Origin of the sequence: Sphingopyxis sp. BSN-002, from assembly GCF_022024275.1 — a bacterium.
In the GTDB taxonomy this organism is placed as follows: domain Bacteria; phylum Pseudomonadota; class Alphaproteobacteria; order Sphingomonadales; family Sphingomonadaceae; genus Sphingopyxis.
Genome location: NZ_CP091804.1, coordinates 1,543,717 through 1,564,427 on the forward strand (window position 1 = coordinate 1,543,717; position 20,711 = coordinate 1,564,427).

Below are 20,711 nucleotides of genomic sequence, written 5' to 3' on the forward strand. Positions count from 1 at the left end.
GCCCCATGTCTGCCGAACGCCTGATCCACGTCGACGACAGCTTGCCCGGCATCAGCCGCGAGCGCTCGGGCGTCGGCTGGAAGTATCGCGACGCCAGGGGCAGGCTTATTCGCGGCCGCGACGAGATCGATCGACTCAATGCGATCGCGCTGCCGCCCGCCTATGAGGATGCGTGGTTCTGCCCGGCGCCGAATGGCCATATCCTCGCCACCGGATATGACGCGCGCGGGCGCAAGCAATATCGCTATCACCCCGAATTCCGCCTCGCGCAGGAGGTCGACAAATATGACCGCTGCGCCGCCTTCGGCCATGCGCTGCCCTTGCTCCGCGCCCGGCTGGCCGACGATCTGGCGCGGCGGACGCTGTGTCAGGAACGGATCGTCGGCGCGGTGGTGCGGCTGCTCGATCTTGCGGCGCTCCGCGTCGGCAACGAAGAATATGCCGTCGCAAACAAGAGCTTCGGCGCGACGACATTGCGCCAGCGCCACGCCAGAATCTCGGGGCGGACGCTCCGCCTCAGCTACCGCGCGAAAAGCGGTGCGAAAAAGGATGTCACGATCAGCGATCGCAATCTGGCGACGCTCGTCCGCCGGCTGCAGGATCTGCCCGGGCAGAATCTCTTCCAGTATCAGGATGGCGACGATCTCTGCGCGGTCGGGTCGGGGGACGTGAATGCCTATATCCGCGAAGCGATGGGCGACGCGTTCAGCGCCAAGCATTTCCGCACCTGGTCGGCGAGCGTCGAGGCGTTCACCTTTCTTCACGGCGCACCCGAAGCGCCGACGCTGAAGGCGATGCTCGCGCACGTCGCCGACCGGCTCGGCAACACGCCGGCGGTCGCGCGCAAGGCTTATGTTCACCCGGCGATGATTGCGGCCGCGCAGGAGCGAGGAAATTTCGCCGCAGACGCCGGGCCGCTGCCGCGGGCGACCAGATATCTCTCGCGCTACGAGCGCGGCTTTCTCGCCTGGCTCGAACGCGCGCCCGGTGCCGCGGCGTTGCTTCGCTCCGCCTGATCCGCCAAGAGACACGCATGACCTTTTCGCTTCTGACCGCCGCCAAGACTGCTGTCGTCGCACCAGCCGCCGGGAAGACCGCGACGGCAAGCGATCCGCTCGCCGACCTCCGGCACTATTGGGATGTCAGCGTCGCGTGGGTGAACAGCCACTGGCTGCAGATCGGCGTCGCGATCGGCGCCGGCCTCCTGATCTATTTCCTGTTGTCGATGATCCGCACCTTCGCCCTGAAGCATGCGCAGTCGGCCGAGGGCGATCTGTCACTGACGCACATCGCGGGACGCGTGATTCACAAGACCAAGTCGGCGGTCATCGCGATCGTCGCGATCCGCATGGTCGCGGGCTATGCGCAGCCGCCCGCCGCGATCATGCAGGTCATCCAGTTCGTCTTCACCGTCGCGGTCGTGCTGCAGGTCGCGATCTGGGTGCGCGAGATCATCCTCGGCCTGATCGGCCGCCGCGCCGCGGAAGGGAACAACGAGACGCTCAGCAACGCGATGGGGATCATCCGCCTGCTGATCAGCGTCGCGCTGTTTGCGGTCGCGACCATCGTCATCCTCGACAATATGGGGGTGAACGTCACCGGGCTGATTGCCGGCCTCGGTATCGGCGGCATCGCGATCGGCCTTGCGGCGCAGGGCATCTTCTCGGACCTCTTCGCCTCGCTGTCGATCATCTTCGACCGGCCGTTTCGCGTCGGCGAGACGATCAAGTACGACACCAGCACTGCAACGGTCGAGCGCATCGGGCTCAAGAGCACGCGGCTGCGTTCGGTCAACGGCGAGCTGCTCGTGATTTCGAACACCAATCTGCTCGCGAAGGAGATCACCAATTTCGCGCATCTCCATCGCCGCCGTGTGACCTTCACGATCGGCGTGATCTATCAGACCACGCCCGCGATGCTTCGCGATCTGCCCGCGCTGCTCGAAGAACAGGTAAAGGCGGCGGGACAGGAGTTCATCCGGTCGAGCTTCGTCACCTTCGGGCCGTCGAGCCTCGATTTCGAACTGCTCTTCGACGTCTTCACCGATGAATTCGAAGCGGTTGTCGCCGCGCGCACCGACGTCGCGATCCGGCTGTTCGAGGCCATGGCCGCTGCCGGCTACCAGTTCGCCTATCCGACGCAGACGACCTTTACCGCCGCGCCCGACGGGACGATGATCATGCCCTATGCCGAGTCCCCGAAGCCCAGGGCAGGCGCTGCCAAGACCGCGAAGCCCGGCTGACGCTACGGCGCCGCAGCCTGCCCGCTTGGGCCTTGTGCAATGCGGCAGGACAGGCCTAGAACGCGCCCCGAACCAACGATCGAGGGGATAGCCAATGGCCACCATTACGCCGCAGGAACTGCAGACCAGGGTCGGTGAGCATCTCGGCACGTCCGAATGGGTGCTTGTCGATCAGGACATGATCAACAAGTTCGCCGACGCGACCGGCGACCACCAGTTCATCCACATCGACGAGGAAAAGGCGAAGCTGACCCCGTTTGGCGGCACCATCGCCCACGGCTTCCTGACCTTGTCGTTGATCCCGATGCTCGGTGCGAAAACCGACGGCCCGAAGATCGAGGGCATCAAGATGGGCGTGAACTATGGCGGCAACAAAGTCCGCTTCCTCGCACCCGTCCGCTCGGGCAAGCGCGTGCGCAGCCATGTGAAGCTGCTCGAACTCGACGAAAAGCGCCCCGGTCAGTGGCAGCAGACCAACGAGATCACCGTCGAGATCGAAGGCGAGGAAAAGCCCGCACTGATCGCCGAGTGGATCACGCAGTTTTTCATCTGATCGCAAATATCCGCCGACCTCCCCCGAAAAGATAAAACGGCACCAAGCAAAAGGAACTCCACCATGCGTGACGCAGTCATCGTTTCCACCGCCCGCACCCCGCTGACCAAGGCGGCGCGCGGCTCGTTCAACAACACGCTCGCCCCGACGCTGGGCGCGCATGCGGTCCGCGCCGCGGTCGAGCGCGCCGGGGTCGAAGGCGGCGAGATCGACGATGTCGTCTTCGGCGCCGCGATGCAGCAGGGATCGCAGACGATGAACGTCGCGCGCCTGATCGCGCTGCGCTCGGGCCTCCCCGTTACCGTTCCCGGCATGTCGATCGACCGCCAGTGCTCGTCGGGCCTGATGACGATCGCGACTGCCGCGAAGCAGATCATCGTCGACCGTCAGGACATCGCAGTCGCCGGCGGCATCGAAAGCATCTCGAAGGTCAGCGGCAGCGGCAAGGTTTTCATCGAGACCGACGCCGAGCTGATCGCGATGCACAAGGACACCTATATGCCGATGATCGGCACCGCCGAGGTCGTCGCGAAGCGCTACAACATCAGCCGCGAGTATCAGGATGAATATTCGCTCCAGTCGCAGCAGCGCACCGCCGCCGCGCAGGCCGCGGGCAAATATGACGACGAAATCGTCGCCTGCCCCGCGACCATGGCGGTGGTGAACAAGGAAACGAAGGAAGTCAGCTTTCAGGATGTCGTCGCCGCCAAGGACGAGTGCAACCGCGTCGACACCACGCTCGAAGGGCTCGCCAGCCTGAAGCCGGTGATGGGCGAAGGCTTCACGATCACCGCGGGCAACGCCAGCCAGCTCGCCGACGGCGCGTCGGCCTGCGTCGTGATGGAAGCCAAGGTCGCCGAGAAGCGCGGTCTCCAGCCGCTCGGCCGTTATGTCGGCATGGCGGTCGCGGGCACGGAGCCCGACGAAATGGGCATCGGCCCCGTCTTCGCGATCCCGAAGCTTCTCGAACGCTTCGAGCTCAAGATGGACGACATCGGCCTTTGGGAACTCAACGAAGCCTTCGCCGTGCAGGTCCTCTATTGCCGCGACAAGCTCGGCATTCCGAACGAACTGCTCAACGTCAACGGCGGCTCGATCTCGATCGGCCACCCCTTCGGCATGACCGGCGCGCGCTGCGTCGGCCACGCGCTGATCGAGGGCAAGCGCCGCGGCGTGAAATATGCCGTCGTCACCATGTGCATCGGTGGCGGCCAAGGCGCAGCGGGCCTGTTCGAGGTCTTCTGATTTGCGTCTGAACGCTCCGCGTATCGAGCCGGTCGATCTCGACCGGCTCGATGCCGACCAGCGCGCTGCGCTGGCGCCGTTCCTCGACACCGACGGCGGCAAGGTCGGCGGCGGACGGGTGCTCAACATCTTCCGCACGCTGGCACACGCGCCGAAAGCGCTGACCGCGTTCCTTGGCTGGGGCAGCTATATCCTGTCGCGCCGCAACGCCTTGTCCGAACGCGACCGCGAACTCGTCATCCTGCGCACCGGCTACAACTGCCGCTCGGGCTATGAGTGGACGCAGCACAAGCGCATCGGGCTCGACAGCGGCCTCAGCGAAGACGAGATCGATCGCATCAAGGCCGGCCCCGAAGCGGACGGTTGGAGCGAGATCGACCGCGCGATGCTCCGCGCGACCGACGACCTCACGAGCAACCACTTCGTCTCCGACACCAGCTGGGCCGCGCTCGCGCCGCTCGGCGACAAGGGCCGGATGGACCTCGTCATGACGGTCGGCCAGTACACCCAGGTTTCGATGATACTGAACAGCTTCGGCATCCAGGTCGAAGACGGCTGGGAGGTCGATCCCGACCTCAAGGCCTGACACAAAGGAGAGAGATATGAGCGGCATCGGAGTTATTGCCACCCTTCGCGTCCTGCCCGGCAAGGAAGCAGAATTCGAAGGCGTCTTCGCCGAACTCGCCCCCGCGGTCCGCGCGAACGAACCCGGCAACAGCTATTACAAGCTGTTCCGTACCGCCGAGACCGGCGTCTACAAGGTGCTCGAATGCTACGACGACGAGGCTGCGATCGCCGCGCACCGCGCGTCGGATCATTTCCGCTCGCTCGGCGCGAAGCTCGGCCCCTGCCTTGCCGGCGCGCCCGAGATCGAAAGCCTGCCGGCGGTCTGAGCCATGTCCGGCCGGCTCGCAGGCAAGGTCGCGATCGTCGTCGGTGCGGGCCAGCAGCCCGGCGACACGATCGGCAACGGCCGCGCGATCGCACTGACCTTTGCGCGCGAGGGCGCCGAAGTGTTTTGCGTCGACCGCATCGCCGAACGCGCCGAAGATACCGCAGCGATGATTGCCGATGCGGGCGGCTCAGCCTTCGCCCACGCCGCCGACATCACGCAGCTTGCCGATATCGAGACGCTGGTCGCCGCGGCGCTCGCGCGCTGGAGCCGCATCGACATTCTCGTCAACAATGTCGGGGTCGGCTCGCCCGGCGACGGCCCGTCGCACAAGGCGACCGACGACGCCTTCGATCAGGTCTTCGCGATCAACTTCACCGGCGCCCGCCGCCTCACCCGTGCGGTGCTCGCGCCGATGCGCGCGGCGGAGAGCGGCGTGATCCTCAACATCTCGTCGCTCGCCTCGATCGCGGGCGCGAACATGATCGCCTATGAGATTTCGAAGGCCGCGCTCAACCGGCTGACCACCGCTACCGCGCAGGGCTCGGCGTCGAAGGGCGTGCGGTGCAATGCGATCCTGCCCGGACTGATGGACACGCCGATGGCGATCCAGGGCACCGCCGCGCGCGACGGCCGCGGGCTCGACGAGCAGCGCGCCGCGCGTGCCGCGATGGTGCCGCTGAAGGGCGGAATGGGCAGCGCGTGGGACACCGCCAATGCCGCACTCTTTCTCGCTTCCGACGAGGCGCGCTTCATCACCGGCGTCTTGCTTCCCGTCGACGGAGGTGCCAGCGTCCGCGTCGGGTAGCAGTCATTCCTGAAGGGAAGAGATGATGTCCGACGCCGTTTCCGCCGCCCGCGCCGTGTACGACGCCTTCGCCGCCGCCGACATGCCCGCGCTCGATGCCGCGCTGAAGCATATCGAATGGCACGAGAATCTGGGCATGCCCTATGGGGGCGTCTGGCATGGTTTCGCCGAGGTCGCACAGAATGTCTTCGGCCCGATCGCGAACGACATTCCCGACTTCAGCGCCATCCCGGACGAACTTCTCCCGCTCGGTGCCGATCGCGCGGTCGCCTTCGGATATTATCGCGGCCTCGACGACAAGGTCGCGGCGCCCTTTTGCCATGTCTGGACTGCAAAGGACGGCGCGCTCGTCAAATTCGTCCAATATGCCGACAGCCACCTCTATCGGGTGCAGGCGGGGCTGCTCTAGACCTCCGCGATCTCCCCCGCCCGGTCGCCGAGCAGGTAACGCGGCCCCGCCCCGCGCTGCGCCGCCTTGTCGCCCACATTATACAGCCCGCATTTCTTGAGGCTCAGACACCCGCAGCCGATGCATTGATCAAGCAGTTCGCGCGTCCGCGCCAGCGCCGCGAGCTCTGCATCGATCCGCGCGCGCAGGCCGGTGCTGATCCGCGTCCAGTCGGCGGCGTTCGGCGTCCGACCGGCAGGCAGGCTCGCCAGTTCGCCCGCAATCTCCTCAAGGCTCAGCCCCATTTGCTGCGCGATCAGAATGAACGACACGCGGCGGATGTCGGCGCGCAGAAAGCGGCGCTGGCCGCCGCCGGTGCGCAGAGCTTCGAGCAGGCCCTTGGCCTCGTAGAAACGGATCGCCGACACCGCGACGCCGGTGCGCGCCGCAAGCTCGCCGATCGCGATCAGGTCGGTCCGGTGCATGACACAAGCTCCTTCGCTTTCCGCTTGATCTAAACCTCACTTGAGCTTTCATACACCGCTGCGTCAACCCGAATCACGAAAGCAAGACCATGACGCACCCCTTCATCGAACATGTGAACCTTACCGTCAGCGACCCCGACCGCACCGCGGGCATATTGTCGGCGATCTTCGGCTGGCACGAACGCTGGCGCGGCCCGGCGCGCGATGGTGGCCGGACGATCCACCTCGGCAGCGACGCGGCCTATGTCGCGCTCTATACCGGCCCCGACGGACAGCATGTCGACACGCGCTATCCGAAGGGCGAGCCGCTCAACCATGTCGGGGTGCAGGTCGACGACCTCGACACGATCGAGATGCGCGTCAAGGCGGTCGGCCTTACACCCTTCAACCATGGCGACTACGAGCCCGGCCGCCGCTTCTATTTCTTCGACCCGGACGGGATCGAATATGAAGTCGTCAGCTATTCGGAGCCGCGCCCGCGCTGAACGGCGCAACATCGGGCATTCACAAGCGTTTATCGTTCATCGGGGGGACCGCAGGAGTCTCGACCGATGAACGACGACATCACCAAGCAATTCTGGAAGGCGCTCGACGCCAGCCCTTATGTCATGGTCGGCCTGACCGGCGAGCGGCAGCATCATATTCCGATGAATGCGCAGCTCGACAAGGATGCCAACAGCGCCTTCTGGTTCTTCACCGCCACCGACAACCGTCTCGCGGGCGGCGGCCCGGCGATGGCGCAATTCGCGTCGAAGGGCCATGATCTCTATGCCTGCATCGCGGGAACGCTCCGCCGCGAGGACAATCGCGCGGTGCTCGACAAGCTCTGGAACAACAGCATCGCGGCTTGGTACGAGCGCGGCAAGGACGACCCGAAGCTCGTCCTGCTCCGCTTCGATCTCGAAGACGCCGAAATCTGGACCGCGGAGCCGAGCCTGAAGGGTATGTTCAAGCTGGCGACCGGCATGACGATGAAGGGCAGCGAGCTCGGAAAGCACGCCGAAGTGGCGCTTTAGGGTGCGGCGCGCTCGCGCGCTTCGACCGCGATATCGATCAGCGCCGACAGCACGCGCCGCGCCGCGGCGATGTCTTCGGCGCTGACGCGTGTCGCGAGCTTCGCGTCGACGGCGTCGCGCGCCTTGCCCTGCACCGCAGCCGCGTGCGCCCCTCGCTCGGTCAGCCGGACGATAAGCCGCCGCCGGTCTTCCGGATCGACCTGTCGCTCGAGATAACCGCGCATGACCAGCGTATCGACAAGTTGCCCCGCGGCCTGTTTGGAAATCCGCAGATCCTCGATCAACGCGCTCAGTGGCACATCCTCGGCGCCGAGCGCGAGCCCGCCGATCACATAGAGGCCGTTGGCGGGGATATCGTCGAACCCGCCCCGGTCGAGCGCCCGGCGCATCGCGCCGCCATAGGTTGTGCGCGCGTGCCGCAACAGCGCGGGCATGACGATGTCGTGGTGGCGAGGTTCGGAGGTATCGGTCATGATGCAGACTTATAGTCCGGAATCATGATAGTAAAGTTACTTTACTGTAATGTTCGCTGGACAGTTCAGTGCGACGGAGCAATCCGCCCTTCGCGAAACTCGAACCCGCCTTCGCGGTCGCGCGCGAGCAATGCCGGCCCGTCAAGGTCGACCCATTTCGCGCGCTGCGCCAGCACGAACGCCGGCCCGATCGCCAGACTGGTGCAGAGCATGCACCCGACCATGATCGACAGCCCCGCCGCATCGGCCGCATCGGCGAGGCGCAGCGCCTCGGTCAGTCCGCCCGCCTTGTCGAGCTTGATGTTCACCCCGTCGTAGAAGGGACCGATCCGCGCGACATCGGCGGCGGTGTGACAGCTTTCGTCGGCGACGAACGGGATCGGTGCATAAAGCTGGTCGAGCAACGCATCGGTGCCCACCGGCACAGGCTGTTCGATCATCTCGACCCCCATGTCGGCGAGCGCCTCGGCCTCGCCCAATATGTCGACCTGGCCCCAGCTTTCGTTGGCATCGACGATCAGCCGCGCGTTGGGCGCGCCCTTGCGCACCCCGGCGACGCGCAGCCGGTCGCCCTCGCCGGTGAGCTTGATCTTGAGCAGATGATAGCCATCGGCCTCGGCGGTCGCCGCCGCCTCGGCCATTCCGCCCGGCGTCCCGAGCGAGATCGTGTAGGCGGTCGTCCGCGCGGTCGGCGGTCCGTCGCACCCCGCAAGCTGCCAGAGTCTCAACCCGCGCTGGCGGGCCTCGAGGTCCCATAAGGCGCAATCGAGCGCATTGCGGGCCGCACCCGGTCCCATGATTTCCTGAATCGCCGCGCGCGCCTCTGCCGCGCCGAGCTCGGCGATGTGCGATGCCGCGTGCAATATCTGGTCGCGGCATCCTGCCGCATCCTCGCCCAGATAATAGACCGGCGTCCCCTCACCACGCCCTGTCGCGCCGTCCGCTTCCACCTCGGCGACGATCACATCGACATGATCCTTGGCGCCGCGGCTGATGACGAACTGCCCCGCCACCGGCCAGCGTTCGACGCGCGCGCTTTTCAGTTGGATAGCCATGCCGGAAGGCTAGTGTAGATCGCGATGACCGGCAAACCTCTTTCGGGCAAATCCCTTTCCGAACGTATCGGCGACCTCGGCCACCGTCTCGCGGTCGAGGCGCATGCCGCATGGCTCGCCGCCCGCGACCCGCGCGTTCCATGGTATGCGCGCTTTCTGGCGATCGCGGTCGCGGCCTACGCGCTGTCGCCGATCGACCTCATCCCCGACTTCATCCCGGTCCTCGGCTGGCTCGACGACCTCATCATCGTGCCGCTGGGCCTCATCCTCGTCCGCCGCCTGATTGCCACACCGCTCTGGGCCGAACTCCACGCAGCCGCCGAGGCCGCGAGCGAACGCCCGTCGAGCCGCACCGGCATGGCCTTCATCCTGTTCCTGTGGGCAGGGCTGCTCTATCTCGTTTACTGGGCCGTCCGGACCTCGCCCTGGCACTAGGCGTTCGCGCGGATCCATTTCTCGACGATCGGCGCGATATCCTCGCGCCACTTGCGGCCGTTGAAGATGCCGTAATGGCCGACGGCCTTCGCCATATAATATTTCTTCTTCTCGGTCGGCAGCGACGCGGCCAGCGTCAGCGCCGCCTTGGTCTGGCCGATGCCCGAGATATCGTCGCGCTCGCCCTCGATCGCCAGGATCGCGATATCCTCGATCTTCGTCAGATCGACCGGCTTGCCGCGATGGAGCATCTCACCCTTCGGCAGCAGGTGGCGCTGGAACACGACGTCGACCGTCTGCAGATAGAATTCGGCGGTCATGTCGCAGACTGCGCGATACTCGTCGTAAAATTCCTTGGTCTTGTCGGCGCTCTCGCCGTCGCCATCGACCAGATGCTTGAACATCGCCCAATGGCTCATCATGTGATTGCCGAGGTTCATCGACATGAAGCCTGCGAGCTGCAGGAACCCCGGATAGACGCGGCGTCCAGCGCCCGGATACCAGGCCGGGACGGTGACGATCACATTTTCCTGGAACCAGGCATAGGGCCGCGTCATCGCATGCTCGTTGACCGCGGTCGGTGCCTTGCGCGTGTCGATCGGGCCGCCCATCATCGTCAGCGTCTTCGGCCGGCACTTGTGCTTGTCGGCCGCCATCACCGCCGCCGCCGCGAGGCTCGGAACCGACGGCTGGCACACCGCCAGCACATGCGCACCGGGCCCGATATGCTCGAGCCACGAAACCAGATAGTCGATATAATCGTCGAGATCGAAGCGCCCGGCCTCCAGCGGCACGTTGCGCGCGTCGCGCCAGTCGGTGATCCAGACATCATGATCGGGAATCATCCGCTCGACCGTTCCGCGCAGCAGCGTGGCGTAGTGGCCCGACATCGGCGCGACGATCAGCAGCTTGGGTTTGCCCTCGCTCGCCTTGTGCCTGAAATGCTTGAGCTGGCCGAAGGGCTTGCGCGCCTCGACCTTCTCGGTCACGCGAACCGTCTCGCCCTCGACCACGGTCTCATAGAGTTCGAACCCCGGCTTGCCGCGCGGCGCCGCAGCGTGGGCAAAGACTTCGAGCGCCGAGGCGAACATCGGGCTGCCGCCGAAATAGCCGAGCGGGTTCGCGGGATGCTGGATCACCTGCGCGCCCGCGGTCGCCAGCGCGCTCGCCCCCGCGAGCCAGCTCTTCTGCATTTCAAAGGCGTGATACAGCATGTGACAATCGTTCCTTGCGTCCGGGGCGGCGCTCTGCCGGCGCCTGCTTTGGAGGCAGTCTAGGGAAACGCTGTCATTGTGCAATGCATCAAAATCGTTGCGCGCGCATTTCATCGACAATATTATGGGACAACGGGCGCAGGTGCGCCCTTCGGAGTGAATATGTCTGAGATTGCGGGCAACCGCTAACATCCCGGCGAAAGGGATGACGCAAACGCCGCCGGCCCCCTGACGGGTCGGCGCGCCTGTTGCTGCATATAATCCCGGACAATATTCCAATGAACATTTCCAGATCGGAACAGCGCGTGCTGCACGTGCTGGCGCAGGGCGGCATGATCCGCCACCGGCGCGACGAAGACGGCCGCCTGATCGAGGCACTCTGTTTCACCCGCGACGGGCACGTCCTCGAAAGCGGCGGGCTTGGCCTCTTCCGGCGCCTCCGCCGTCGCGGCTTCATCGCCTCGCAAAACGGCATGCCCTATCGCATCACACAGGCGGGCCTGCGCGCCGTGCGCGCGCAGCTCGACAACCGCTGACGTAAAGGGAGCGCGGGCGATCCCGCGCTCCCTTTACCCGGCCACTTTACACAGTACCGCTTCATGGTCCTTGAAGCGCGCCACCATTCTGCGCCGTTGAGCAGCACCTCGACGGCTGCTAGGGCGATGACAAATGGCGACCAGATCCGATAAACCGACCCCGCCCCGCAAGCTGTCGAGCCTGCGCATGGTCTGGCATCATGCCAGCCAATATCCGCTCCAGTTGCTGATCGCGGCGATAGCGCTCGGCATCGCGGCGCTCGCGACCCTCGCGATTCCTTACCAGTTCAAGGAAATGATCGATTCCGGCTTTGTCGCCGGCGGCGGGGACGTAAGCCCGCATTTCCGCTTCTTCTATCTGATCGTCATCATTCTCGCACTCGCGACGGCGCTGCGCTTCTATTTTGTGAGCTGGCTCGGCGAACGCACCGTTGCCGATATCCGCGAGGCCGTACAGCGCAACCTGCTCCGCCTTGCCCCCGGCTTCTTCGAGGAAAACCGCCCGTCCGAAATCGCCTCGCGCATGACAGCGGACACGGCGATCATCGAGCAGACCGTCGGCACCACGGTTTCGGTCGCACTCCGCAACGCCGTCATGGGCATCGGCGGCATCGTCTATCTCTTCTCGCTGTCGCCGAAACTCACCGGCGGCATCCTGCTCGGTATCCCCGTCATCATCATGCCGATCGTGCTGCTCGGACGACGCCTCCAGAATGTCTCGCGCTCCAGCCAGGATCGCGTCGCCGACATCGGTGCGACAACGGCCGAGCAACTGGGCGCGATGAAGATCGTGCAGGCCTTCGGGCAGGAGGAGCGCGAGGCCGACCGTTTCACCAGCGCCGTCGAAGCCAATTTCGCGACCGCGAAACGCCGCATCCGGCTCCGCGCGACGATGACCGCGATCGTCATCGGCCTTCTGTTCGGGTCGATCACCACCCTGCTCTGGTATGGTGCGGCCGGCGTCGCAGCGGGAACGATCACCGGCGGTACCATTGCCGCCTTCGTCCTCACCGGCGGCCTCGTCGCGGGCGCGTTCGGCGCGCTCACCGAAGTCTATGGCGATCTGCTCCGCGCCGCTGGCGCCGCCGAACGCCTCAACGAACTGCTGATCGCCGAACCGAGCATCGCCCCGCCCGCGAGTCCGCGCGCGCTGCCCGAACCCGCGACGGGCACGCTCGAATTCGACCATGTCGAGTTCAACTACCCGACCCGCCCCGACGCCCCCGCGCTCCATGATTTCAGCCTCGCGATCCGGCCGCGCGAGACCGTCGCCATCGTGGGGCCTTCGGGCGCCGGCAAGTCGACGCTTTTCCAGCTCGCCGAGCGTTTCTACGACCCACAGGGCGGTCAGATCCGCCTCGACGGTGTGCCGCTCCCCGAACTCGACCCCGCGCATCTGCGCGCGCGCATCGCGATGGTGCCGCAGGAAACGGTGATCTTCGCCGCCTCGGCGCGCGACAATCTGCGCTATGGCAACTGGCTCGCCACCGACGACGAGCTCTGGGACGCCGCCCGCGCGGCCAACGCCGAGGAGTTCCTGCGCAAGCTCCCCGACGGGCTCGACACCTTCATGGGCGAAGGCGGCGCGCGCCTTTCGGGTGGCCAGCGCCAGCGCGTCGCGATCGCCCGTGCGCTCCTCCGCCGCGCGCCGCTGCTGTTGCTCGACGAGGCGACCTCGGCACTCGACGCCGAGTCCGAAAAGCTCGTGCAGGACGCGCTCGAAACGCTGATGCACGACCGCACGACGATCGTCATCGCACACCGCCTCGCCACCGTTCGCGCTGCCGACCGCATCATCGTGATGGACGAGGGGCGCATCGTCGAGGAGGGGCGTCACGACGCGCTCGTCGCCGCCGACGGTCTCTATGCCCGCCTCGCGCGCCTGCAATTCCAGGACAATCTCGCCGCCGCCTGAGCGCACTCCCGATCGCCATCCTTCGAAGGAAGCCCCCTATGACCATGACGCTCCACGACCTCAGCATCCCCGCCTATATCAACGGCCTCCGCGCGCTCTCGGGCCAGCTCGACAGGGCGCTTGCCTGGGGCGCGGACAACGGCGTCGGCGAGCTCCAGTTCATCGCCTCGCGGCTAGCCCCCGACATGTTCCCGCTCGCGACACAGGTGCGTTTCACCTGCATGCAAGCGGTGCAGGCGCCGACCCGCCTCGGCGCAACCGGCGCGCCGGCGCTCACCGACGATGCCACCGACTTTGCGGGACTACAGGCGCAGATCGCCGAGACGATCGAATGGCTCGGCAGCATCACCCCCGAAACGCTCGGCAACGACGGCGGCCGCGCGGTCGGTTTCGACCTGCCCAACGGCATGGCGTTCGACATGACCGCCGACAGCTACCTCCGCGACTGGGCGCAGCCCCAATTCTATTTCCACGCGGTCGCGGCCTATTCGATCCTCCGCCACATGGGCGTCCCGCTCGGGAAGGCCGATTATGTCGGCTATATGATGCAGTATCTCCGCCCCGGAACCGCGCCCGCCGGCTGAGCCCGCGGGCGCGCCGGGCGGGTCAGATCAATCCGCCATATTGGTGGATGCCCGGAAAGGCGAGCTTGCTGCCGCCATTACGCCGGATCGCCCCTATCGCTTCGTCGACGCGCAGGTAGCGCGCCCGCGCTTCGGGCTCGAACATCAGCGTGGGTTGCTCGGGCCGTTCGGCGGCCACCTTCACCAGCTGGCCGAGCTGCGCCAGATCGACCGCCTCGCCGTTCCAGCGGATGATATCGTGCGTGTCGATCGTAACGCGATTCTCGTCACGGACTTCGGCGTGGCCGCCGATCGGCAGGGTGATGTCGACGCTGTGCGTCGGCGGGGGCAGCGTGATGATGAACATGACCAGCATGACCAGCATGACGTCGATCAGCGGCGTCGTGTTGATCGCGGGGTCGCCATTGGGGTCGGTGCGGAAAATGCTCTGGTGAAACCGGCTGCGGGCTCTGCGCATCGTCTGTCTCCCTGTCTGGCGGGACAGAATCTCTCCCGATGCCGTCCCGCATCATGGGCCGGAACCCCGACCCGTTCTGATATGGTATAACATTTTGCGGAATGGGCAAACGAAAAGCGCCCGCGGGCGCTCCGGTATCGTACCAAAAAGAAAGGGCGGCACCTTTCGGCACCGCCCCTCTTTGTCTTCTGACCCGAACCGGGTCGGAAATCTTAGTTGCCCGAACCCGGACCGTACTTGATTTCCACGCGACGGTTCTGGTCGTTGCGGACGCCGTCGGCGGTCGCAACAGCCGGACGGCTTTCGCCGAACGCTTCCGACGAGATCGAGCCATCCGAGATGCCACGAGCCGTCAGGTAGCCACGGACCGCAGTGTTGCGGCGTTCCGACAGACCGACGTTGTACTTGGCCGAACCCGAGCGGTCAGCGTGACCGGCGAGCCAGACCTGCTGGCCGGTGCAGCCACGGTTGTAGGCGCTGATCGCGTTGTCGAGGGTCGCAGCCGCTTCCGGCGTGATGTTCGACTGATCCCAGTCGAAGTACACGATGTACGGACCCGGATCGCAAACCGGAGCCGGCGGCGGAGCCGGCGGGGTCGGCGGCGGCGGAGCCGGCGGCGGCGGGGCGGGCGGCTGAGGCGTTTCGACCGGAGCCGGGGCGCCGCCGAAGTTATAGGTCAGCGTGCCGAGGATCGAGTGCGAACGGAAGCGCGTCGAAACGTCGCGGCCAAGCTGGTCGACCAGGTCGAGGTTGCTGGCGTTGAAGAAGCGATACTTCAGGCCGACGTCCCAGTTCTTGGTCAGCGGAGCGCGAACGCCCGCGATCGCCTGCCAGGCAAAGCCCGTGTCCGAATCGTCCAGGAACGCACCGGCGAAAACCGGCTCGACCGAAACGCGAGCGACACCGGCACCACCGCCGATGAAGCCCTGAAGGCCATCGTCGTCACCGAAGTCGAGCAGACCGTTGACCATGAAGCTGAGGGCGTTCGAGTCGCCGTTCAGCGGGGTCGCGCCGGTGAAGGCTGCGCCCGAACCGTTGGCGGTCTGCGGAATGCCCGGGGTCGCGAACGTCCCCGACGTGATGTCGGCTTCCTTGTAGCCGACTTCGACTTCCGCGCGGAAACCGCCGAAATCGTAACCGACAGTGCCTTCGACATCATAGCCCTTGCGATGATCGAGCGAACCGGCATTGTTGACCGTGCCGATGTCGAGATCCATGTCTTCGACGATCATCACGCCACCACCAACTCCGACATACCAGGAGTTGTCGCGCGCCAGAGCCGGCGACGCCAGGGCAGTGGAGGCCAACGCCATAGCGACGGCAAGCTTCCTCATAGTAGATTCCCCTTTCAATTGAGATTTACGTCTCGTCAGACGTCCTACTCGTCGCTTTGGTTCCGTGCAAGCTAACAAATCGTCAATCTGTTGCCAAAAAGTCGCACTTCCCGTGCGAAGACAGGCAAAATCAGCCTGAAATCAGAATGCCCTGCGCCTCAAGGAGCAGAATCAGCGCGGCGATCGCGGAGCGCGCCTCGGAATCGATTGTGACACCGCCCGCCGGACTCGCAATCGCGTCCGGCGCGACCCACGCACCGGCATGATAACGCAACCACGCGCCGTCCGACAGACGAACGACCCGCATGCCCGGTCGCGGCGGTGCAAAACGCCAGCCGCCACCGCTCCAGACGGCGAGCTTGCCGCCCTCGCCGTCCCATGCGCCCGTCGCTGCGGTATCCACCAGCCAGCATTGCCCCTCGGCGGGCGATGCCGGCGGGACGGCAAGCGGACCATTCTCGATCGCGGCATGGACAAGCGCATCCAGCAAGGCCAGCGCCTCGTTGTGCACAACCTCCTTCTGCGCCTGCGCCACGGCCAGCAGCGGCAGCGCAAAACGCGCCGTCTTGAGCATATCGGTCATCGGTTTGTCCTTCAGGTCAACGGTACGAAAAGCGGCGCAGAGAGCGCGAAATCCCCCACCTGGCGAATGGCGAGCATATGCCCCGGCGCGAGCGCCGCGATCGTCGCCGCCGCGATCGAAAGCGAAGGTTCGCCGGTTTCCCACGGCCCGACGCCCGCCGAGGGAGGAACAAGCTCGACACGCCATTCCTCGCGGCTTTCGCCGAGCGGCAGGTCCACGCCGTCGCGCCAGCCCGCATCGGCCCTGCTGCGCCGGATCCAGCCGACGACAACGCCGCCCGCGCCGTCGGTCCGGATCCGGCCATGCACCGGTGCGAGCGGCTGCAAGGCACGCCCGGCCGGCGCAATCGCGACATGCCCGATTTCGGTATCGCCGCGCGAAGTCCATTGCAGTTCGGCTTCCCCGCTCTCGGCAAGGGGCGCCCGTCGACGACCGAATACAGCTATGCGGTATCGCTGGCCGTTGCACTGTCTTCGCGGCCGATCCGCGCGATCCGGCGCATCTGGGCCGACGGGAACCTGCTTCGCGGATCGGGCGGCAGTTTCAGCGAGCGCTGCACCTTTCGCTGGCACGACGGCAGCGAGGATCAGGCGCCCGACTCGCTGGTCGCGGCAGCCGTGGGAATCGGATCGGCCAGCGCCTTCCGGGGACTGGCCTAACCGCCTCTTCCGTTCGGGGAGGCGAGAGCCTCCAGCCATCGGGACCGCCCTGCAGACGAATCCGGTCGACCTCGCACAGCGGTGCCAGCGCGTCGCGAACGCGGTCGCCTGACGCGGCAAAGCCGGCAAAGGCCCAGTGCCCCCGGCATCGGCCCGTCTCGCCGAGCAGGTCGTCGCCGACCAGCCCCGCATCGATGCCACCCTCGTCGGCCTCCACCTCGAAGGTCAGCGACGGGATACGGTTGCCGAAACTCGCAAGCTCCAGTTCCTCGAACACCGCATATCCTCGGCCTCGACCACCGGATAGCCGAGCAAGGTTGCCGCCTGCCCCTCGACCATCCCCGGCTGCCAGATGAAGGCGCCGTCGGTCGTCTTGAACTTGCGGATGCGGCTCAGCGTGTCCGAATTCATCACCCAGCACGCCCCCTGCCGGTACGGCGCCTTCAGCGAATGGACGAGCTCGACCAGCTTGTCCTGCGGGTTCGACGCCGGAAAGGCGCCCGCGGTCCCCGTCGCGAGATACTGCAGCGACCCGAAGGCGCGCACGCTGTCGATCTCGTTCGTCGCCGTATAGGTCAGGAACCCCTTCGGCCGGTTCGTGCCGTTGCCGTTCACGAACGCGCTGCCCTCGGCGATCGCGAACTCGCGGCCGAGCTGCTCGGCCAGCCAGTCCTCGACGTTGAACATCGCATCGTCGAGCATCGCCTGGCTCGCCGCCGGATTGGCATAGAGCTCACCCGTCGGCGGCACGATTTCGGCAAAGCTGCGCGTCGCGGTCTCGGGCCGCGCCGCGGTCTCGCCGACCCAGCCCGTACCCATCGATCCCGTCGCGACCAGCTTGCGATAGCCGCTCGTCCCCGTCTGCACGACCGTCGCGATGCTCCGGACCGGCGACAGCGTCTTCAGCGTCGCCGCGATGCTGCCGTCGATCTCGCGCGGCACCGCATACCCCCGGCGCGTCCAGCACGCGCCGCATCGCGGCGTTGACCCGCGGCGTCGTGGTCACGATCATCCGTTCACGCGCGGCTTCCGCCGCTGCACCGGCCCATTATGTTGCGGCCCGATCTCGTCATCCATCGCCCACGACCTCCAAAAGCATAAAGGCCGGATCACCCTCCCGCATCGGAAGAGCGCCGGCCCGAATCGCAATTCTTCATGATGCGACACTTGTGCCATAACAGCGTGACGATGTCAATAGAAAATAACCTATATGGTGAAATCCTGATATTGCCGATAGCTAGGTTGATTGGGATTACGCCTTGTTTACCTGTGTTTGCCATGATCGCGCCATGGCAGGCACGCAGGCACCAAGGGGCTTCGCTCTCATCTTCGCAATCGTGGGTATTCCGCTCATCATTTGGAATGCTGCGGACGCCAGTGGCGAATTAGGTGCACTCGACGCATCGAGCAGCACGGAGGCGGCCCGCATTGATTACTGCGTTGCAAAGGCTGCAGAATTCGAGCCCGAGATGCCCGCGCCTCGCCGGACGTGCGAGTGCATCGTTGCCAAGGCGGCCGCGCAAGGTGCCCTCAAGGACTATGGCGCTTATGACGAGACCAAGCTCGAATCCATAATCGGTGAATGCACGCGCGGCGGCTGATACGCGTCAACAGTTGCCCTTTCCCGTCCCCACCGATTGACCCCCCGCCCCGGATGGTTACACATTCAACCATCCACCGGAAAAAGGGGCACCCACTGATGCGTAAACTCGCCTTCCTCGGCGCGAGCCTTCTCACCCTCGCCGCCCAGCCCGTTCTCGCACAGGAAGCCCCGGCTTCAGAACCGGCGGCTGCCACCTCCGCCTCCGCCGCCGGCAGCGCGCGCACCGCTCCCGAGCGCCGCTTCACCGGGGACGACCTCTTCGACCTGTCGATCGCCTCCGATCCGCAAATCAGCCCCGACGGCCGGAGCATCGCCTATGTCCACCGGTCGAACGACATCATGACCGACCGCGCCGTCAGTTCGATCTGGCTGATCGACACCGCGACCGGCGAAGAAACCCCGCTCGGTGCCAACGACGGCGCCACCTTCTCGCCGCGCTGGTCGCCCGACGGCAAGCGGCTTGCCTATGTTTCGACCGCCGGCGGCGCGCCGCAGCTATGGGTGCGCTGGATGAACGGCGGCGAGGCGGTACGCCTCACCGGCCTGCCGACCTCGCCTTCCTCGCTCGCCTGGTCGCCCGACGGCCGCACGATCGCCTACACGATGCTCGTCAAGGACGACGGTCCCGGCTTCGGTTCGGCACCGAAGAACAAGCCCGAAGGCGCCAAATGGGCCGACCCGCTCGAGGTCCACGACATGCTCGCCTACAAGGCCGACGGCGAAGGCATCGTCGAACCCGGGTTCGAGAAGATCTTCGCCGTTCCCGCGACCGGCGGCTCGCCGCGCCAGCTGACCTTCGGCCCCTATCATGACGGCGGCCCGCTGAGCTGGTCGCGCGACGGCCGCACGCTCTATTTTTCCGCGAACCGCAAGCCCGACTGGGAAAAGGATCCGGTCGAGAGCGAGGTCTACAGCCTCGACGTCGCGAGCGGCGCGGTCACCGCGCTGACCGACCGCAACGGCCCCGACGCGAACCCGCTCGTCTCGCCCGACGGCGGCAGGATCGCGTATCTCGGCTTCGACGACAAGATGCGCGCCTATGAGAATAGCCAGCTCTACGTTATGAACCGCGACGGGTCGGGCAAGCGCAGCCTGACCGGCAACTGGGATTACAGCGTCGATGCGATCCAGTGGGCGGCCGACGGCAAGGCGCTCTACGCGCAGTATGACGACCATGGCGAGACGAAGGTCGCGCGCATCGGGCTCGACGGCGCGGTGCGTACCGCCGCGACCGGCCTCTCGGGCGGCGGGCTCGATCGTCCTTATACGGGCGGCAGCTTCACCGTCTCCGACGCCGGCGCGATCGCCTTCACCGGCGGCACTGCGACGCGCCCCGCCGAGGTGCAGCTTAACCGGGGCGGATCGTCGCGCATCCTGACCGACCTCAACCGGTCCCTCCGCGAAGTCAAATCGCTGGGCGAGGTGCGCAAGATCACCGTCGCCTCGAGCCACGACGGCAAGACGATCGAGGGCTGGCTGACGCTGCCCCCCGGCTATCGCGACGGCCAGCGCGTGCCGCTGATCCTCGAAATCCACGGCGGCCCCTTCGCGGCCTATGGCGGCCATTTCTCGACCGACAACCAGCTTTACGCCGCCGCGGGCTATGCCGTCCTCTCGTCGAACCCGCGCGGGTCGACCAGCTATGGCGCGGCCTTCGCGAACGAGATCGACAAGCAATATCCGGGCAACGACTATTTCGACCTGATCAGCATCGTCGACCGCGCGGTCGAACTCGGCGTCGCCGACCCGAATGCGCTCTTCGTCACCGGCGGCTCGGGCGGCGGCGTGCTGACCAGCTGGATCGTCGGCAAGACCGACAGGTTCAAGGCCGCGGTCGCGCAGAAACCCGTGATCAACTGGACGACGCAGGCGCTCACCGCCGACGGCCCCGGCTTCTTCGGCCCCTATTGGCTCGGCGCAGAGCCGTGGGAAAAGCCCGACCTCTTCTGGTCCCGCTCCCCGCTTTCGCTCGTCGGCAATGTAAAGACCCCGACGCTCGTCATTGTCGGTGCCGAGGATTACCGCACCCCCGTCAGCGAGTCCGAGCAATATTACACCGCGCTGCGTCTCCGCGGCGTGCCGACCGCGCTGATCAAGGTACCCGGCGCCAGCCACGGCGGCATCGCCGCGCGTCCCTCGCAATCGGCCGCCAAGGCCTCGGCAATCCTTGCCTGGTTCGGGAAATACCGGAAGGGCTGGACCCCGCCCGCACCCTGACGATCACGACCCTTCCG

General features: G+C 66.0%; 24 protein-coding genes and 2 pseudogenes. 17 read left to right on the forward strand and 9 right to left on the reverse strand.

Features of this window, described 5'->3' with window-relative positions:
* Positions 1-5: 5 nt before the first annotated feature.
* The 8 genes from L7H23_RS07670 (at position 6) to L7H23_RS07705 (ending at position 6,149) form a co-directional block, all read left to right on the forward strand.
* Positions 6-1,016, forward strand: coding sequence for a DNA topoisomerase IB (locus tag L7H23_RS07670; protein ID WP_237838752.1), 1,011 nt, complete (start codon positions 6-8; stop codon positions 1,014-1,016).
* A gap of 17 nt (positions 1,017-1,033) precedes the next feature.
* Positions 1,034-2,242 carry a mechanosensitive ion channel domain-containing protein gene (locus tag L7H23_RS07675; RefSeq protein WP_237838753.1) on the forward strand — a complete coding sequence of 403 codons (1,209 nt, stop codon included), beginning with the start codon at positions 1,034-1,036 and terminating at the stop codon, positions 2,240-2,242.
* Between the two features lie 94 nt (positions 2,243-2,336).
* Positions 2,337-2,795, forward strand: a complete 459-nt coding sequence (locus L7H23_RS07680; RefSeq protein WP_237838754.1) for a MaoC family dehydratase — start codon at positions 2,337-2,339, stop codon at positions 2,793-2,795.
* Between the two features lie 63 nt (positions 2,796-2,858).
* Positions 2,859-4,040 (forward strand): acetyl-CoA C-acyltransferase, encoded by a 1,182-nt coding sequence (locus tag L7H23_RS07685; RefSeq protein WP_237838755.1) that lies wholly within the window; start codon positions 2,859-2,861, stop codon positions 4,038-4,040.
* Position 4,041: 1 nt separating this feature from the next.
* Positions 4,042-4,626 carry a carboxymuconolactone decarboxylase family protein gene (locus L7H23_RS07690; protein ID WP_237838756.1) on the forward strand — a complete coding sequence of 195 codons (585 nt, stop codon included), beginning with the start codon at positions 4,042-4,044 and terminating at the stop codon, positions 4,624-4,626.
* A gap of 16 nt (positions 4,627-4,642) precedes the next feature.
* Positions 4,643-4,933, forward strand: coding sequence for a putative quinol monooxygenase (locus tag L7H23_RS07695; protein ID WP_237838757.1), 291 nt, complete (start codon positions 4,643-4,645; stop codon positions 4,931-4,933).
* Positions 4,934-4,936: 3 nt separating this feature from the next.
* Complete coding sequence (locus tag L7H23_RS07700; protein ID WP_237838758.1) at positions 4,937-5,740, forward strand: SDR family oxidoreductase; 804 nt, start codon at positions 4,937-4,939, stop codon at positions 5,738-5,740.
* Positions 5,741-5,762: 22 nt separating this feature from the next.
* On the forward strand, positions 5,763-6,149 hold the full coding sequence (locus tag L7H23_RS07705; protein ID WP_237838759.1) for a hypothetical protein: 387 nt from the start codon (positions 5,763-5,765) through the stop codon (positions 6,147-6,149).
* Here the strand turns inward: L7H23_RS07705 and soxR are convergent.
* Entirely contained in the window at positions 6,146-6,613 is a 468-nt protein-coding gene (gene soxR / locus L7H23_RS07710) for a redox-sensitive transcriptional activator SoxR (RefSeq protein WP_237838760.1), read from the reverse strand. The genes L7H23_RS07705 and soxR overlap by 4 nt on opposite strands.
* Before the next feature lie 89 nt (positions 6,614-6,702).
* Between soxR and L7H23_RS07715 the strand changes: the two genes are divergently transcribed.
* Positions 6,703-7,098 (forward strand): VOC family protein, encoded by a 396-nt coding sequence (locus tag L7H23_RS07715; protein WP_237838761.1) that lies wholly within the window; start codon positions 6,703-6,705, stop codon positions 7,096-7,098.
* Between the two features lie 66 nt (positions 7,099-7,164).
* On the forward strand, positions 7,165-7,629 hold the full coding sequence (locus tag L7H23_RS07720; protein WP_237838762.1) for a pyridoxamine 5'-phosphate oxidase family protein: 465 nt from the start codon (positions 7,165-7,167) through the stop codon (positions 7,627-7,629).
* Here L7H23_RS07720 and L7H23_RS07725 read toward each other — a convergent pair.
* The gene (locus tag L7H23_RS07725) at positions 7,626-8,102 is read right to left on the reverse strand and encodes a MarR family transcriptional regulator (protein WP_237838763.1); all 477 of its coding nucleotides are present in this window, start codon (positions 8,100-8,102) and stop codon (positions 7,626-7,628) included. The genes L7H23_RS07720 and L7H23_RS07725 overlap by 4 nt on opposite strands.
* A 65-nt stretch (positions 8,103-8,167) precedes the next feature.
* On the reverse strand, positions 8,168-9,157 hold the full coding sequence (locus L7H23_RS07730; protein ID WP_237838764.1) for a dipeptide epimerase: 990 nt from the start codon (positions 9,155-9,157) through the stop codon (positions 8,168-8,170).
* 24 nt (positions 9,158-9,181) lie between these two features.
* On the opposite strand from L7H23_RS07730, the gene L7H23_RS07735 reads away from it, so the two are divergent.
* A complete protein-coding gene (locus tag L7H23_RS07735; protein ID WP_237838765.1) occupies positions 9,182-9,592 on the forward strand; it encodes a YkvA family protein in 411 nt (136 codons plus the stop codon).
* Here the strand turns inward: L7H23_RS07735 and phaZ are convergent.
* Complete coding sequence (phaZ, locus tag L7H23_RS07740; RefSeq protein ID WP_237838766.1) at positions 9,589-10,806, reverse strand: polyhydroxyalkanoate depolymerase; 1,218 nt, start codon at positions 10,804-10,806, stop codon at positions 9,589-9,591. The two genes, L7H23_RS07735 and phaZ, sit on opposite strands and share 4 nt — an antisense overlap.
* Positions 10,807-11,084: 278 nt before the next feature.
* On the opposite strand from phaZ, the gene L7H23_RS07745 reads away from it, so the two are divergent.
* From L7H23_RS07745 to L7H23_RS07755, 3 genes are all read left to right on the forward strand, one after another.
* Positions 11,085-11,342 (forward strand): YjhX family toxin, encoded by a 258-nt coding sequence (locus tag L7H23_RS07745; protein ID WP_237838767.1) that lies wholly within the window; start codon positions 11,085-11,087, stop codon positions 11,340-11,342.
* Positions 11,343-11,475: 133 nt separating this feature from the next.
* Entirely contained in the window at positions 11,476-13,257 is a 1,782-nt protein-coding gene (locus tag L7H23_RS07750) for an ABC transporter transmembrane domain-containing protein (protein ID WP_237838768.1), read from the forward strand.
* Positions 13,258-13,295: 38 nt separating this feature from the next.
* On the forward strand, positions 13,296-13,841 hold the full coding sequence (locus tag L7H23_RS07755) for a DUF1993 domain-containing protein (protein WP_237838769.1): 546 nt from the start codon (positions 13,296-13,298) through the stop codon (positions 13,839-13,841).
* A gap of 22 nt (positions 13,842-13,863) precedes the next feature.
* Here L7H23_RS07755 and L7H23_RS07760 read toward each other — a convergent pair whose 3' ends face one another.
* The 4 genes from L7H23_RS07760 to L7H23_RS07775 all read right to left on the reverse strand — a co-directional run bounded on the left by L7H23_RS07760 (position 13,864) and on the right by L7H23_RS07775 (position 16,541).
* On the reverse strand, positions 13,864-14,298 hold the full coding sequence (locus tag L7H23_RS07760; protein WP_237838770.1) for a biopolymer transporter ExbD: 435 nt from the start codon (positions 14,296-14,298) through the stop codon (positions 13,864-13,866).
* A 212-nt stretch (positions 14,299-14,510) separates the two neighbouring features.
* The gene (locus L7H23_RS07765) at positions 14,511-15,632 is read right to left on the reverse strand and encodes an OmpA family protein (RefSeq protein WP_237838771.1); all 1,122 of its coding nucleotides are present in this window, start codon (positions 15,630-15,632) and stop codon (positions 14,511-14,513) included.
* A 130-nt stretch (positions 15,633-15,762) separates the two neighbouring features.
* Positions 15,763-16,215, reverse strand: a complete 453-nt coding sequence (locus L7H23_RS07770; protein ID WP_237838772.1) for a DUF2793 domain-containing protein — start codon at positions 16,213-16,215, stop codon at positions 15,763-15,765.
* 11 nt (positions 16,216-16,226) lie between these two features.
* A complete protein-coding gene (locus tag L7H23_RS07775) occupies positions 16,227-16,541 on the reverse strand; it encodes a hypothetical protein (RefSeq protein ID WP_237838773.1) in 315 nt (104 codons plus the stop codon).
* Between the two features lie 84 nt (positions 16,542-16,625).
* Between L7H23_RS07775 and L7H23_RS07780 the strand changes: the two are divergent.
* Positions 16,626-16,871, forward strand: a pseudogene (locus L7H23_RS07780) (hypothetical protein); the annotation flags it as partial.
* A gap of 282 nt (positions 16,872-17,153) precedes the next feature.
* Here the strand turns inward: L7H23_RS07780 and L7H23_RS07785 are convergent.
* A pseudogene (locus tag L7H23_RS07785) lies at positions 17,154-17,825 on the reverse strand (phage major capsid protein); the annotation flags it as partial.
* Between the two features lie 338 nt (positions 17,826-18,163).
* Between L7H23_RS07785 and L7H23_RS07790 the strand changes: the two are divergent.
* Both L7H23_RS07790 and L7H23_RS07795 read left to right on the forward strand, forming a co-directional pair.
* Positions 18,164-18,475, forward strand: coding sequence for a hypothetical protein (locus L7H23_RS07790; protein ID WP_237838774.1), 312 nt, complete (start codon positions 18,164-18,166; stop codon positions 18,473-18,475).
* A 98-nt stretch (positions 18,476-18,573) separates the two neighbouring features.
* Positions 18,574-20,694 (forward strand): S9 family peptidase, encoded by a 2,121-nt coding sequence (locus L7H23_RS07795; RefSeq protein ID WP_237838775.1) that lies wholly within the window; start codon positions 18,574-18,576, stop codon positions 20,692-20,694.
* Positions 20,695-20,711 lie beyond the last annotated feature (17 nt).